The organism is Amycolatopsis orientalis, from assembly GCF_000943515.2.
GTDB classification, from domain to species: domain Bacteria; phylum Actinomycetota; class Actinomycetes; order Mycobacteriales; family Pseudonocardiaceae; genus Amycolatopsis; species Amycolatopsis orientalis.
Map to the genome: position 1 here is coordinate 7,209,470 of NZ_CP016174.1, position 14,936 is coordinate 7,224,405.

The 14,936-nt window shown below is 69.4% G+C and carries 10 protein-coding genes; 7 read left to right on the top strand and 3 right to left on the bottom strand.

From position 1 onward, the window contains the following. Positions 1-38: 38 nt before the first annotated feature. The 3 genes from SD37_RS31310 to tig form a co-directional block, all read right to left on the bottom strand. On the bottom strand, positions 39-710 hold the full coding sequence (locus tag SD37_RS31310; protein ID WP_044855959.1) for an ATP-dependent Clp protease proteolytic subunit: 672 nt from the start codon (positions 708-710) through the stop codon (positions 39-41). Between the two features lie 28 nt (positions 711-738). Beyond that, the gene (locus tag SD37_RS31315; protein ID WP_044855958.1) at positions 739-1,341 is read right to left on the bottom strand and encodes a ClpP family protease; all 603 of its coding nucleotides are present in this window, start codon (positions 1,339-1,341) and stop codon (positions 739-741) included. A gap of 206 nt (positions 1,342-1,547) precedes the next feature. Next, positions 1,548-2,918: a trigger factor gene (gene tig / locus SD37_RS31320; RefSeq protein WP_044855957.1), complete on the bottom strand. Its 1,371-nt coding sequence runs from the start codon at positions 2,916-2,918 to the stop codon at positions 1,548-1,550. A gap of 464 nt (positions 2,919-3,382) precedes the next feature. Between tig and SD37_RS31325 the strand changes: the two genes are divergently transcribed. From SD37_RS31325 to SD37_RS31355, 7 genes are all read left to right on the top strand, one after another. Further along, positions 3,383-5,395, top strand: a complete 2,013-nt coding sequence (locus tag SD37_RS31325; RefSeq protein ID WP_083255337.1) for a fatty acid desaturase — start codon at positions 3,383-3,385, stop codon at positions 5,393-5,395. Positions 5,396-5,715: 320 nt separating this feature from the next. Further along, positions 5,716-7,254: a sensor histidine kinase gene (locus SD37_RS31330; protein WP_044855955.1), complete on the top strand. Its 1,539-nt coding sequence runs from the start codon at positions 5,716-5,718 to the stop codon at positions 7,252-7,254. A gap of 4 nt (positions 7,255-7,258) precedes the next feature. Beyond that, complete coding sequence (locus SD37_RS31335) at positions 7,259-9,157, top strand: ArnT family glycosyltransferase (RefSeq protein WP_044855954.1); 1,899 nt, start codon at positions 7,259-7,261, stop codon at positions 9,155-9,157. Positions 9,158-9,231: 74 nt separating this feature from the next. Next, positions 9,232-10,491 carry a bifunctional glycosyltransferase family 2/GtrA family protein gene (locus SD37_RS31340; protein WP_044856049.1) on the top strand — a complete coding sequence of 420 codons (1,260 nt, stop codon included), beginning with the start codon at positions 9,232-9,234 and terminating at the stop codon, positions 10,489-10,491. Between the two features lie 4 nt (positions 10,492-10,495). Beyond that, positions 10,496-12,346 (top strand): glycosyltransferase family 39 protein, encoded by a 1,851-nt coding sequence (locus SD37_RS31345; protein ID WP_044855953.1) that lies wholly within the window; start codon positions 10,496-10,498, stop codon positions 12,344-12,346. Positions 12,347-12,389: 43 nt separating this feature from the next. Then, positions 12,390-13,211, top strand: coding sequence for a hypothetical protein (locus SD37_RS31350; RefSeq protein ID WP_052675147.1), 822 nt, complete (start codon positions 12,390-12,392; stop codon positions 13,209-13,211). Between the two features lie 283 nt (positions 13,212-13,494). After that, positions 13,495-14,751 carry an HNH endonuclease signature motif containing protein gene (locus SD37_RS31355; protein ID WP_044856047.1) on the top strand — a complete coding sequence of 419 codons (1,257 nt, stop codon included), beginning with the start codon at positions 13,495-13,497 and terminating at the stop codon, positions 14,749-14,751. Positions 14,752-14,936: the final 185 nt, after the last annotated feature.

A 14,936-nucleotide genomic window follows, 5' to 3' on the forward strand; every position in this document is an offset into this window, starting at 1 on the left:
GCGTGTCGTCACCCGACACGCACCGGTCCCGTCCGCGATCAGCTACTCGAAGCCTTCCGGTACTCGAGCACCTCGTCGACGATCCCGTACGCCTTGGCCTCGTCGGCCGTCAGGATCTTGTCGCGCTCGATGTCCTTCTTGATGTCGTCGGCGTCCTTGTTCGTGTGCTTGGCCAGGATGACCTCCATCTGGCGGCGCACACGCTGGATCTCGTTGGCCTGGATCTCCAGGTCCGAGACCTGGCCGTAGGTGCCCTCGGTGGCGGGCTGGTGGATCAGCACCCGCGAGTTCGGCAGCGTGAACCGCTTGCCGGGGGTACCGGCCGCCAGCAGCACCGCGGCGGCCGAAGCGGCCTGGCCGATGCACATGGTGACGATGTCGGGACGGACGTACTGCATCGTGTCGTAGATCGCCATCAGCGCGGTGAACGAGCCACCGGGCGAGTTGATCAGGATCATGATGTCGCGGTCCGGGTCCTCGTGCTCGAGGTGCAGCAGCTGGACCATCACGTCGTTCGCCGACGCGTCGTCGATCTGCACGCCGAGCATGATCTGACGCTCTTCGTAGAGCTTGTTGTACGGGTTCGACTCCTTGATGCCGTAGCTGGTGCGCTCGACGTAGGAGGGCAGGACGTACCGCGACTGCGGCAGCTGGAGCCGCGACTGCGGTCCCTGGGCCTGCGACCCGATCGGAAGCTGGAAGTTGCTCATGGGGGATTCTCCTGTGTGCCGGCGCGGATCAGCGGTTGGGAAGCGGGTTCTCGCGCGTGAGGACCTGGTCGACGAAGCCGTAGTCCTTCGCCTCCTGCGCGGTGAACCAGCGGTCGCGGTCGCCGTCCTTGACGATCTGCTCGACCGACTGCCCGGTCTGCTCGGCCGTGATCTTGGCCAGCTCCTGCTTCCACTTCCCGAACACCTCGGCCTGGATGGCGATGTCGGAGGCGGTGCCACCGACGCCCGCCGAGGGCTGGTGCATGAGGATGCGCGCGTGCTGCAGCGCGTACCGCTTGCCGGGCGTGCCGGAGGACAGCAGGAACTGCCCCATCGACGCGGCCAGGCCCATCGCGTAGGTCGCGACGTCCGGGCGGATCAGCTGCATGGTGTCGTAGATCGCGAAGCCCGCGGTGACCGAGCCACCGGGCGAGTTGATGTAGAAGCGGATGTCCGACTCGGAGTCATCGGCGTCCAGCAGCAACAGCTGGGCGGTGATCCGGTTCGCGACCTCGTCGTTGACCTCGGAGCCGAGGACGACGATGCGTTCCTGGAGCAACCGCTCGAAGACCGAGTCGGTGAGGTTGAGCCCTGCGGTACCGGTCCGCGCCTCGGGCGTGTGCTGCGTCACGTCTGCCTGCCTTTTCGCCGACGGCGGCGTGGCCGTGCCTCGCCGCCGCTGTTGTGTCCAGATGCTGCGTGTCCAGATGCTGTTGCCGTCTCCAGATGCTGAAGATCTTGCAACCGACCCTAACGAACTTGGGCGGTGCAGAATGCCTGACACCGCCCAAGTTCGCTTACAGCTTTACGGTCCTTTTCACGCGGACCGCGTATTCCCTACTCGGCCGCAGTCTTCGCGGTCTCTTCGGTGACCTGCGTCTCCTCGGCTGCGGGGCCGAACAGCTCCTCGAGGTCGACCGCGGTGCCCGAGGCGTCGGTCACGGTGGTCTTGCGGACCACCGAGGCCAGCGCCTTGCCGCGGCGGACGTCGGCGTAGATCGCGGTCAGCTGACCGGACTGCTGCGCCCGCTGGACGTACTCGTCCGGGCTGACGCCGAAGCGCTGCGCCTGGTAGATGATCCGCTCGGTGAGCTCGCCGTCGTTGACCGACGTCTGCTCGGCGTCGGCGATGCTGTCCAGCAGCAGCTGGGTGCGGACCGCCTTCTCCGACTCTTCGCGAACCTCGGTGTCGAACTCTTCGAGGGTGCGGCCTTCGGCTTCGAGAGCCTTGGCGAACTGCGCCTCGTCGTGGTCGAACGGGTGGATCGCGTCGTGCTTGCGGTTCTCGATCTCGGCTTCGAGGACCTTCTCCGGGATCGCGACCTCGGTGCGCTCGAGCAGCTCCTCGAGGACCTTGTCACGGGCCTGGACGCCCTGCTGCATCTTCTTGACGCGGCCGAGGCGCTCGCGAAGGTCGGCCTTCAGCTCGTCGATCGTGTCGAACTCGCTCGCCATCTGAGCGAACTCGTCGTCCGCCTCGGGCAGCTCGCGCTGCTTGATGGTCTGCACGGTGACGGTGACCTCGGCGTCCTTGCCCGCGTGCTCGCCGGCGACCAGCTTCGTGGTGAAGGTCTTGGTCTCGCCCGCGTTCGCGCCGATGATCGCCTCGTCGATGCCGTCGACGAGCTGGCCGGAGCCGATCTCGTAGGACAGGCCGGTGGTCGAGGCCTCCTCGACCTCCTGGCCGTCGACGGTGGCCGCGAGGTCGATCGAGACGAAGTCGCCGTTCTCGGCGGGCCGGTCGACACCGGTCAGCGTGCCGAAGCGGGCGCGCAGCTCGTCGAGCTGCTCGTCGACCTCGGCGTCGGTCAGTTCGACGTCGTCGACGCTGACCGAGAAGCCTTCGAGGTCGGGCAGCGAGATCTCCGGGCGGATGTCGACCTCGGCGGTGAACTCGAGCACCTCACGGTCCTCGAGCTTGGTCACCTCGAACTCGGGCTGGCCCAGCGTGCGGACCTCGCCCGCGCGCACGGCCTCCATGTACTTGGCCGGAATGACCTCGTTGACGACCTCGTCGAGCACCGGGGCTCGCCCGATCCGGCTTTCCAGCACGCGAGCCGGCGCCTTGCCCGGGCGGAAGCCGGGGATGCGCACCTGCTGGGCGATCTTGCGGTAGGCGCGGTCGAAGTTCGGCTTGAGCTCGTCGAACGGCACCTCGACATTGATCTTGACTCGCGTCGGGCTGAGCTGCTCGACGGTGCTCTTCAACGTATTCTCCTCGAGCGGTAAACGATGTGATTGAGCATCCGCATGTGTTGCACAGCGGATGTCCCCTGGTCGCCTTGCAGACCGGGCCGTCCGAGTCTAGGCCCCGCGGATCGTCGGCCCGGGTCCGGGGCCGCCCGAACGGCCTCCGGCCCCTCACCCCGGGCCGATCACAGGTTTCGGGGGCCGTCCGGCGAACCTGGCCCGGACCACCCGATCGGATCAGTTTTCGGTTCTTCTCTGTTACGAAGCGGACCTTTCCTGGACACGGTCGTCGGCAACACTCCACCATCGGGCGCCGCGACAAGGCCATTCGGCAGGTCGTTGAAGTTTACAAACCAGTACTAATTGTCTACGGTGTGACGGCTTGTCCCGGCAGCATCGACCGAGGGGACCGATCGATGACCGTCACCGCCACCCGGTCCGAGGACACGGGGAACCTTCCGGCCAGACCCGCACCACGCGGTGTGCCCAACCCGCGGATCCCGCTCCCGGTGGTCTCGGTGCCGACGGTGCTGCTGTTCACCGGCGGGGTGATGGTCTGGACGGGCGCCACCTGGCTCGTGGTCACCGAGGCCGCGTCGTTGTGGGTGACCATGCCGCTGCACGCGCTGGTCACCTTCACCATGTTCACCGTGCTGCACGAGTCGACGCATCACGCGGCCGGGCAGCTCACCTGGGTCAACGAACTGCTCGGCAGGCTCGCGATGCCGTTCGTGGCGAGCTACGGCTCCTTTCCCTTGGTGCGCTACATCCATCTGGAGCACCACCGCAACACCAACGAGGACGCGCACACCGATCCCGACGCGTGGACCGCGCACGGCCCCTGGTGGCAACTGCCGCTGCGGTGGCTGACCATCGACTTCTGGTACGCCCGCTTCTACGTGGCGCGGCAGCGCACGCGGCCGCCGTCGGAGCGGGTCGAGACGGCGGCCGTCGTCGCGCTGAGCCTCGCCGCCTTCGCCTGGCTGGCCTCAACCGGCTACGGCTGGGAACTGCTGGTGATCTACCTGATCCCGCAACGCGTCGGGCTGGCCGTGCTGGCCTGGTGGTTCGACTGGCTCCCGCATCACGATCTCGGGGCGCGACGGCAGGACCGGTTCGGCGCCACCCGCGTCCGCGTGGGGCTCGAATGGCTGATGACGCCGATCATGCTGTGCCAGAACTACCACCTGGTGCACCATCTCCACCCGGCGATCCCGTTCTACCGGTACCTGCGGATCTGGAAGGACAACCGCGACGCCTACCTCGCCAGGGACGTCCCGATCGCGACCGCCTGGGGCCGTGAGCTGACGTCCTCGGAGTACCGCGAATGGCGTCAGCTGACCGGCTCGCTCGCCGAGGAGCCGCCGGCTCCCCAGCCGCCGCGGCCGAGCCTGTTCCACTCGCTGCGGGTCGCCGAGGTGCGGCCGCTGTGCGAAGGCGCCGTCACCGTGACGTTCGACGTGCCGGAGCGGCTGCGGGAGACCTTCCGGTTCACCCCCGGCCAGCACGTCGTCATCCGCGCCGAGGTCGACGGCGAAGAGGTGCGGCGCGCGTACTCGATCTGTTCCACGCCGGAGTCCGGGGTGCTGCGGATCGCGATCAAACATCAGCACGGCGGCGCGTTCTCGACGTTCGCCACCACCGAACTGGCGGCGGGCGACGTCCTGGACGTGTTACCCCCTGACGGTATGTTCACGCTAACCCCCGAACCGGGCCGCACCGGCCGGTACGTGGCGCTCGCCGCGGGGAGCGGGATCACGCCGATCCTGTCGATCCTGGCCTCGACCCTGCTGGCCGAACCGCACAGCCGGGCGACCCTGCTGTACATCAACACCTCCGGCGCCAGCACGATGTTCGCCGACGAACTCGGCGGCCTCGCCGCGCGGCTCGGCGGACGGCTGCACGTCGTGCACTACCGCACCGACGAACGCGACCCGGATCTGCGCAGGCAACGGACCGAGAAGCCGTTCGACACCGTCGGCGAGGCGCTGGCGATCTCGCACGAGCGCTACCAGCGCGGCCGCCTCGACGGCACCCGCCTCCGCGCGCTGCTGCAGGCGCGGCTGCACCCGGCGAAGGTGGACGACTGGTTCCTGTGCGGCCCGCGCGAACTGGTCGACATGGCCCGCCGGACGCTGGCGGACAAGGACGTCCCGGAGGAGAACGTCCACTTCGAACTGTTCCAGGGCGCGCTCCCCGTCCGGCCGTCGCGGCGGCCGGGTCCGGTGCTGACCGTGACCGCCGGCGGGAAGACCGCCGAAATCCCCACCACAGCGGGCGAAACCGTGCTCAGCGCGGCGCTGCGGCACGGCGTCGACACGCCCTACGCGTGTGTCGGCGGAGCGTGCGGGACTTGCCGGGCGTCGGTGGTGCGGGGCAGCGCGCGGATGGACGTGCACTACGCGCTCGCCGCCGAAGAGGTCGCCCAGGGGCGGATCCTGACCTGCCGGGCGGTGGCGACTTCGGACGAGCTGAGCGTGGACTACGACCGCTGACCGGTCCGGTCTCGTGAGTGGTGATGCCGAAGGGCCGCCCGCTCCTGCGAAGCCCCAGGATGAGAGACGCTTTCATCGCAGCGCTTGGCGCACAGAGGCGTCCCGGCCGGCTGTGTGGGTGGGCCGGGATCCTGGTGGCAAACGTGGCGCGCCCTTGGAGCCGGTGGTGTCGCGAAAGCCACTTTAGGGTCGTGTGATGTCTCGAAAGTGGCTTTCGCGACACGGCCGCTACTTTGCCGGACCACTCACGAAACCCGCACACAGCGGGCTCACAGGCGGGACACACCGCGCGCATACGACCGCGGCGCACCCTCGGGACCATGGCACCCGGATCGGTCCCGTCCACCGGCCCGCGCCGGTGGTTCCGGCCCGGGCGGCTTTCCTTGCGCACCAAGCTGACCGGCTCGATGGTGCTGCTGCTCACTTTCGTCTGCCTGGTGATCGGAGTCGCCAGCGAGATCGCCCTGCGGTCGTTCCTCATCGACCAGATCGACGGCCAGCTCTCGGCGGCGTCGGCCCGCGCGCACGACTACGCGAACCGGCCGCCGGACGGTCTGCCCGGCCCCGGGCCCGATCCGCTCGACGCACCCGGCCAAGCCTCGGGGACGCTGAGCGTCCGGTTCACCGGCGACCAGGTCCTCTACGCCGGAGTGCTGTCGGTGCAAGGTCTTCCGCAAGGCCTTTCGACCGCGCAGGAGGCCGGGTTGCTGTCGTTGCCGGTCGACCGGCCGCCGATGACGCTGGCGCTCGGCGGCCTCGGCGAGTATCGGGTCCAAGCCGTCTCGATCCCCGACGGCGTCGTGGTCACCGGCCTCCCGCTGGGCCCGATGCAGGACACCCTGACGACGGTGGGATGGATCCTGTTCGGCGTCGCGGCCGCGGGAGTCGTCGGAGCGGGGTTCCTCGGCGCGTTCGCGGTCCGGCGCACACTGCGGCCGCTCGACCGGGTCGCGGCGACCGCGGGCCGCGTGTCGGCGATGCGGCTCGACCGCGGCCAGGTCGCGCTTTCCGTCCGGGTGCCCGAGGCCGACACCGATCCGCGCACCGAGGTCGGCCAGGTCGGTTCGGCGCTGAACCTCATGCTGGGGCATATCGCGCAGGCCCTGGAGGCCCGGCACGCCAGCGAAACCCGCGTCCGCCGGTTCGTCGCGGACGCGAGCCACGAACTCCGCACCCCGCTCGCGGCGATCCGCGGCTACGCCGAACTCGCCGGCCGCGGTAGCGCGCTGGTGCCGCCCGAGGTCGCGCGTTCGCTGTCCCGCATCCAGTCCGAGTCCGCCCGGATGACGACCCTCGTCGAGGATCTCCTCCTGCTGGCGAGGCTCGACGCCGGACGGCCGCTCGAAGCGGGGGTCGCCGACCTCACCCGGCTGACCGCGGACGCCGTCGGCGACGCGCGGGTCGCCGGTCCGGGCCACCGCTGGGAACTGCGGCTGCCGGACGGGCCGCTGCCCGTCCGCGGCGATGTCCAGCGTCTGCACCAGGTGCTGGCGAACCTGCTGTCCAACGCGCGCACCCACACCCCGCCGGGCACCACGGTGCTCACCGCGCTGAGCCGCTCGCCCGAGGGGACCGCGGTGCTGACCGTCACCGACGACGGCCCCGGCATCGCGCCGGACCTCCTGCCGAGTGTCTTCGAACGCTTCGCTCGCGGGGATTCCAGCCGCTCGCGCACGGCGGGCAGCACCGGGCTCGGGATGGCGATCGCGTCGGCGATCGTGGTGGCGCACCACGGCACCATCGAGGTGCACAGCCGTCCCGGGCGCACCGAGTTCGCGGTGTCCCTGCCGGTGATCGAATCCCCACAGCGGGTACACAGCTTGGGCACAACCACACCCCAGGTCGGCATCCGACCCTGAGGCCATGACGCTCCTCGCCTCCCGCGACGCCGCCGACGAAGACAGCGAAGACGCCGCGACGGCGAACCAGCCGTCCGGCCCGCGCTGGGTCCGGCCTTCCGTCGCCGCACTCCTGCTCGCCACCGCCGTCCTCTACCTCTGGAACCTCGGCGAATCGGGCTGGGCCAACGCTTTCTACTCGGCGGCGGCGCAGGCGGGATCGGTGAGCTGGAAGGCGTTGTTCTTCGGCTCGAGCGACGCCGCGAACGCGATCACGGTCGACAAGACCCCCGCCGCGTTGTGGGTGATGGGCCTTTCCACGCGGCTGTTCGGTGTGAACGCCTGGAGCGTCCTCGTGCCGCAGGCGCTGATGGGCGTCGGCTCGGTGGCGCTGCTGTACGCCACCGTGCGGCGGACGTCGGGCCCGGCCGCGGGTCTGCTGGCGGGCGCCGTCCTCGCGCTCACCCCGGCCGCCGCGCTGATGTTCCGGTTCAACAACCCCGATTCGCTGCTCGTCCTGCTCCTGGTCGCAGGCGCCCACTGTGTCGTGCGCGCGCTGGAGATCGCGAGCCCGCGCTGGTTGGCGCTGGCCGGGGCCGCCGTCGGATTCGGCTTCCTCGCGAAGATGTTGCAAGCGTTCCTGGTGCTGCCCGCGTTCGGGCTCGCGTATCTGATCGCCGCGCCGACACCGGTGCGCAAACGCCTGCTGCATCTGTTCGGAGCCCTGTGCGCGACCCTCGTCTCCGCCGGCTGGTATCTCGCCGTCGTCGCGTTGTGGCCCGCCGCCGACCGGCCGTACATCGGCGGCTCGCAGGGGAACAGCCTGTGGGAACTCGCGCTCGGCTACAACGGTTTGGGCCGGATCACCGGCGACGAGGTCGGCAGTGTCGGCGGCGGCCGGAACGGTGGCTGGGGCGGCACGGGCTGGGACCGGTTGTTCGGCACCGAGATGGCGGGCGGGATCGCCTGGCTGCTCCCGGCCGCCGTCGTCGCGCTGGCCGCCGGGTCATGGTTCACCCGCCACGCCCGGCGCACCGACCGGGAGCGCGCGGCGCTGATCCTGTGGGGCGGCTGGTTCCTGGTGACCGCCGCGGTGTTCAGCTTCATGAGCGGCATCATCCACGCGTACTACACGATCGCGCTCGCCCCGGCGATCGCCGCACTCGTCGGGATCGCGGGTGCGCAGTTGTGGCGTGCCCGCGGCAATCCGGCCGCGGCGGCCACCTTGAGCGCCGGGATCGGGCTGACTGCGCTGACCGCGTATCTCCTGCTGTCACGGCATTCCACCTGGCTTCCCGGACTCGCTATCGCGATCCTCGTGGCCGGACTCCTGTGCGCGATCCTGGTCTTCTTCGCTTCGAGGTTGCCTGTGGTCGCGAGGCGCCTGGTCGCCGTCGGCGCGCTCGTCACCGTTCTCGCGGGCACCGGTGCGTACACGGTCGCCACCGCGGCCACCCCGCATTCCGGCGCACTCCCCTCGGCGGGCCCGAGCAACGGACGCGGTATGGGGCCGGGCGGCGGCGGGATCGTCATCGGCGGACAAGGCGGGCCTGGCGGCGCGGGTGGCGGCCTGCTCGGGACGAGTCTGCCCGGGGAGAACCTCACCGCCGTTCTCCGGCAGGACAGCGCGAAGTACACCTGGACGGCCGCGACGGTGGGCTCGAACAACGCGGCGGGTTACCAGCTCGGCAGCGGCGCGCCGGTCATGGCCGTCGGCGGGTTCAACGGCACGGATCCGGCTCCCACCCTGGAACAGTTCCAGGAATATGTCCGAAGTGGACGGATCCATTACTTCCTCGGTGACGGCATGGTGATGCGCGGCGAGACCGGCAGTGACGCCGCCGAGCGGATCGCCGACTGGGTAGCGAAGACCTACCTACCGACCACTGTGGACGGTGTCACCGTCTACGACCTCACCCGGTGAACCCGGTGACGGAACACAGCGACGGCACAGGCGGGACACAACCCCGCCTCAGCGCGATGGCCGAGGTTGAAGACATGACAGCCGCGATCATCCCCGGCGCCGGCACCGGCCGCCGCCCCGCCATCATCCCGACCGGCTCACCTGTCCTCGACATCGTCATCCCCGTCTACAACGAGGAAACCGACCTCGAACCGTGCGTCCGCCGTCTGCGTGATCATCTGGTGGAGCAGTTCCCCTACCCGTTCCGGATCACCGTCGCGGACAACGCCAGCACGGACGGCACCCTGCCCGTGGCGAAGAGGCTCAGCCAGGAGTTCGACGAGGTCGAAGTCCTTCACCTCGAAGAAAAAGGACGCGGCCGCGCACTGCGCGCGGTTTGGTCCACATCGGACGCTCCCGTGCTCGCCTACATGGACGTCGACCTCTCGACCGATCTGGCCGCGCTCGGCCCGCTCGTCGCGCCGCTGCTCTCCGGGCATTCGGATCTCGCGATCGGCAGCAGGCTCGCCCGCGGCGCGCGGGTGGTGCGCGGACCGAAGCGGGAGTTCATTTCCCGCTGCTACAACCTGATCCTGCGCGGCACACTGGCGGCGAGGTTCAGTGACGCGCAATGCGGGTTCAAGGCGATCCGCGCCGACGTCGCCGGAGGGCTGCTCCCGCACATCCAGGACACCGGCTGGTTCTTCGACACCGAACTGCTCGTGCTGGCGCAGAAGGCGGGGCTGCGGATCCACGAGGTCCCCGTCGACTGGGTCGACGATCCCGACTCGTCGGTGAACATCGTCGCCACCGCGACCGCCGACCTCAAGGGCATCGCGCGGCTGACCAAGGCGACGCTGACCGGCGAGGTGCCGATCAGCGGCCTGCGCGAACAGCTCGGCCGCGCGCCGATCCAGGTACAGGCGCCGGGGGTGGCGCCGAGCCTGGTGCGGCAGCTGGTGCGGTTCGCCGCCGTCGGCGTCGCCAGCACCCTCGCGTACCTCGTGCTCTTCCTGCTGCTGCGGACGTTCACCGGCGCGCAGGTGGCGAACCTGGTCGCACTGCTGGTGACGGCGATCGGCAACACCGCGTTCAACCGGCGGCTCACCTTCGGCATCCGCGGCCGGGCGGGCGCCGGACTGCACCAGTTCCAGGGCCTCATCGTGTTCGGCCTGGGGCTCGCGCTCACCAGTGGCGCGCTGGCGCTGCTGCACACGATGACGGCGCCGGGGCTGCCGCTCGAGATCACCGCGCTCGTCCTCGCGAACCTCGCGGCCACCGTGCTGCGTTTCCTGTTGCTGCGCGGCTGGGTGTTCCGCTCCCGCCGTCAGCCCGCCACCGAGATGGAGAGCTGAACCCATGACCACCGCCCTCGCCTCCCGGGTCGAACCCCGCCCCGCCAGGGAGAACACCACGAAACCACCGGGCCGCTGGGTTCGCCCCGCCGTCTTCTCACTGCTCGCCGCGACCGCGCTGCTGTACTTCTGGAACCTGACCGCCTCCGGCTACGGCAACTCCTTCTACGCCGCCGCGGTCCAATCGGGCACCCAGGACTGGAAGGCGTGGCTGTTCGGCTCGCTCGACGCGGGGAACGTGCTGACCGTCGACAAACCCCCGGCCGCGCTGTGGGTCACGACGGCGTTCGCGCGGCTCTTCGGCTTCTCGAGTTTCACCGTGCTGGCCCCGCAGGCGCTGATGGGGGTCGCGTCGGTCGGCCTGCTGTACCTGACGGTGAAGCGGACCTCCGGGCCGGTCGCCGGTCTGTTCGCCGGGGCGGCGCTCGCCGTCACCCCGGTCGCCGCGCTCATGTTCAAGTTCAACAACCCCGACGCGCTGCTGACCCTGCTGCTGATCGCCGGCGCGTACTGCACTGTCCGCGCGATCGAAAAGGCGAGCCCGCGCTGGCTGGCCTTCGCCGGGGTGGCCATCGGATTCGGCTTCCTGACCAAGATGATGCAGGCGTTCCTGGTGCTGCCCGCGTTCGGGCTCGCCTACCTGATCGCCGCGCCGGCGTCGCTGGGCAAACGCTTGCTCCACCTCGGCGGGGCCGTCGTCGCGGTGGTCGTCTCCGCGGGCTGGTTCATCGCGCTCGTCGACCTGTGGCCGACCGGTTCCCGGCCCTACATCGGCGGATCGAGCGACGACAGCCTGCTCGAACTGGCACTCGGCTACAACGGGCTCGGCCGCATCTTCGGCAGGAGCGGCGGGGGCATGATCGTCGGCGGTTCGGGCGGGGGCATGGGCGGCGGGAACGTCGGCTTCGGCGGCGAGAGCGGCCTGACCCGCATGTTCGGGGCCAGCTTCGGCGGCGAGGTGTCGTGGCTGCTGCCCGCCGCGCTGATCGGCCTGGTGGCGGGGCTGTGGTTCACCCGGCGGGCCTCGCGTACCGACCGGACCCGGGCCGCGCTCGTCGTGTGGGGTGGCTGGCTGCTCGTCACCTCACTGGTGTTCAGCTACATGAGCGGCATCGTCCACCCGTATTACGCCGTCGCGCTGGCGCCGTCGATCGCCGCCGTGGTGGCGATCTCCGGGACCTCGCTGTGGCGCGGCCGGGTGCATCTCGCGCCGCGGGTGTTCCTGTCGCTGATGATCGCGGCCAGCGCGAGCTGGGCGTACATCCTGCTCGACCGCGACGCCGGCTGGCTGCCTGCGCTGCGCTGGATCATCGCGGGACTGGGCCTGGTGACCGCGACCGTCGTACTGGTGGGCGTCCCGCCGCTGCGCAGACTCGTCGCCGTCGTCGCGGCGGCGGCCGTGCTGACGGTCGGGCTCGGCACCGTCGCGTACGGCGTCGAAACCGCTTCACAGGCGCATTCCGGCTCGATCCCTCTCTCCGGTCCGAACACCGGTGGCGAGCGCGGCATGGGCGGACCGGACATGGAAGAAGGCTCCTCGGCGGAGATCGGGGCCGTACTCGCCGCGACCACGACGAAATGGGCGGCGGCGACGTCGAGTTCGCAGTCGGCGGCGAACCTGGAACTCGCGAGCGGGAAGTCGGTGATCGGCATCGGCGGCTGGAGCGGCCAGGACCCCGCGCCGACACTCGCGGAGTTCCAGCGATACGTGGCCGACGGCGAGATCACCTACTACGTCGAGGGCGGCCGCGGTGGCGGGCCCGGCGGCGGTTCGGACGAGATCGCCGAATGGGTCGCCGCGCATTTCACCGCCACCACGGTCGGCGAGCGGACGGTGTACCACCTGCTCTCCTGAAAATGCGTCGACAGCCACCGGGGCGCACGGAATCCTGGACGGCGTGAATCGGCCGTACCGCTGGGATCTCGTGCGCCCCGACCAGCTCGGGACGCTACTGGAACGCGCCGGAAAACCCGCGTTGTGGTTCCTGGACGAACTGATCGAATGCGCGGCGAAGGTGATCGCCCGCGCCGGTGACGCGGAGCTGTACTTCGTCGGCCGCTCGGCGGACAGCGTGTACGACCTGCTGAGCGGAACCCCGTGGCGGGAACGGATCCACCGGCTGCCGTTGTCGTTCGCCGGAACCGGTGACGGCCTCGCGGATTCCGATGTGGACAGTCTCCGCGCACATCTCGCCTCGGCCGGCCTCAGCCCGTACGATCTCGCCCGCGGCAGGCCGAAGGTGTTCGTCGACCTCGTCTACACGGGAGGCACTTTCACCGAACTTTACGGACTGCTGCGCGAATGGATCGAAGACGAGCGTGAGGCGTGGAGCATCATCCGTGGACGGCTCCGCTTCCTCGGCATCACGATCCGCGAAGACACTTCACCGTCGGCGTTCCGCTGGCAGCAGACCTTCGACTGGCCCACCGAACTGCCCGCGAACGCCGTCCGGAACATCTCGCTGGAGTGGCCGGTTTGGAACTACCTCGGGAACACGCAGCCGAAGCTCACGTCGTCGTTCCCGAGGCCGCGCTGGTCGGACGAGAACGGGAGCGCGCCCGAGCATTCCGGGAAGCGGCTGAAGGGGCTGGCCGAAGCGGTGGAGATCGTCCAAGCGGGACGGTCGAAGGCTACTCGGGATCTGTTGGTGCGGCATTTGCGTCGTGAACCGGCGATGGCGGAGAGCTGGCTGCGGACACTGGTCACGCGACTGCGGTAGGACCCGTCTAGGCGCTTGGCGGCCGGGCGCTGCGTGGGCTGGGTGGCTGGCCGCGTTTAGTCCTCTGAATGCGGGTCCGGCCGCCGCTTTGGGTCACCCTGCGCGGCTTTACACGGGGGTCGTGAGTGCGTTTCTTGGCGACTTCCGCATTTAGTCGACTAAATGCATTGTTTCGCACCGTAGTGGACCTAGCCGATGAGCCACCCGTCGGTGTTATGGATACCGTTTCCTGGTTACGTAAAATTACGAACACGTGTTCGAATTTCTCTGGTATTATGGAGTCGTGTCCGAGACGATCCTTCCCGAGTTGCCGCAGGAGTTGTGGCGCGCCGGCAAGCTGGAGCTTGCCCATGGCGTGCAACAGTTCCTGCAGGTGATCAGGGTCGCTACCGCCGGGCTGGGGCGGTATCTGGCGGAGATCGAGTCTCGGGGCGCGAAAGACTTGTACGGGTATGGGTCGACGGCCAAGTGGTTCGCCGATGTGGCTGGGCTTTCCTTTGGTGAGGCGCGGCCGGTGGTGAATCGGGCGATCGCGCTGAATCCGACGCGTGGGTTGGATGGGACCGAGCTTCCGGCTGTGGCGCCCGCGACGGCGGCTGCGGCTGCTGAGGGGGCGGTCGGGGACGAACGGATCCAGCAGATTCTGGACTTCCTGGCGAGCTTGCCGCTCGATACATCGGTGGAGGACCGGGAGAGCGCGGAGAAGACTCTGGCTGAGCTGGCCCGGCACGCGGGTCCCCGGCAGCTGGCGAAGGCCGAGGAGAACCTACTCGGCTGGCTCGACCCCGACGGTGCTGAGCCGAAAGAGCCCGAGCCCAAGCAGCCTCGTCGGGAACTCACTCTGGAACGCCGCAAAGATGGGTTCTGGAGACTGAAGGGGCTCCTCGATGACGAGGCCGGTGCGCGGACGGCAGCGGCTTTGGAGGCGTATGCGTCGCCGCGCCCGGTCGACGAATTCGGACAGGCCGATCTGCGCACCAAACCCGAACGCCTCGGCGACGCGTGGGTGGACCTGGTCGACCTCGCGATCGCCTGCCCGGATCAGCCCGGCACCTCCGGTTACCGGACGTTGGTGCACGTCACCATCGGCCTCGACGAACTCAAGTCGGGTCTCGGGACGGCGTGTGTGGACTTCGTCGGGACGATGACCGCCCGCGAGGCACGGATGGCGGCCTGCGACTGCCTGATGTTGCCGGTGGTGCTGAACGCGGCCGGTGAGCCGCTGGATGTGGGACGCCTGAGACGGTTCGTCACCCCCGGCCAACGCCGGGCGTTGAACATCCGCGACGGGGGCTGCGCGTTCCCAGGCTGTCATCGCAGGCCGAAGAACTGTCACGCCCACCACATTCACCACTGGGCAGACGGCGGACCCACCGACCTCCGGAATCTCACGTTGCTGTGCGGCTTCCATCACCGCTTGATCCACCACGGGGACTGGCAAGTCCGCATGGCCGCAGACGGCCTACCGGAGTTCATCCCGCCCCAATATCTGGACCCGCTACGACAAACCCGGCGCAACACCCTCCACCGCGCCGCTTAACCCCTGTATCACCCGAGGAGCCCGCGCCAGCCACACCGGCGACGGGCCCCTCGGCATGCCCAAGGCTCAGACGGCTCGTCACCCCAGATCAACAACGAGACCTCAACATCCGCGACCGCGGCCGGGCCTTCCTCACCGGCTGACCCACCACAGCGACTGGGGAATCCGCATGGCCGCCGACGGGC

What these genes read in the sequence shown, in the direction of transcription:
- SD37_RS31340 (WP_044856049.1), top strand. Translation starts at nt 9,232, where the DNA reads ATGACAGCCGCGATCATCCCCGGCGCCGGCACCGGCCGCCGCCCCGCC.
- SD37_RS31335 (WP_044855954.1), top strand. Translation starts at nt 7,259, where the DNA reads ATGACGCTCCTCGCCTCCCGCGACGCCGCCGACGAAGACAGCGAAGAC.
- SD37_RS31345 (WP_044855953.1), top strand. Translation starts at nt 10,496, where the DNA reads ATGACCACCGCCCTCGCCTCCCGGGTCGAACCCCGCCCCGCCAGGGAG.
- SD37_RS31310 (WP_044855959.1), bottom strand. Translation starts at nt 710, where the DNA reads ATGAGCAACTTCCAGCTTCCGATCGGGTCGCAGGCCCAGGGACCGCAG.
- SD37_RS31330 (WP_044855955.1), top strand. Translation starts at nt 5,716, where the DNA reads ATGGCACCCGGATCGGTCCCGTCCACCGGCCCGCGCCGGTGGTTCCGG.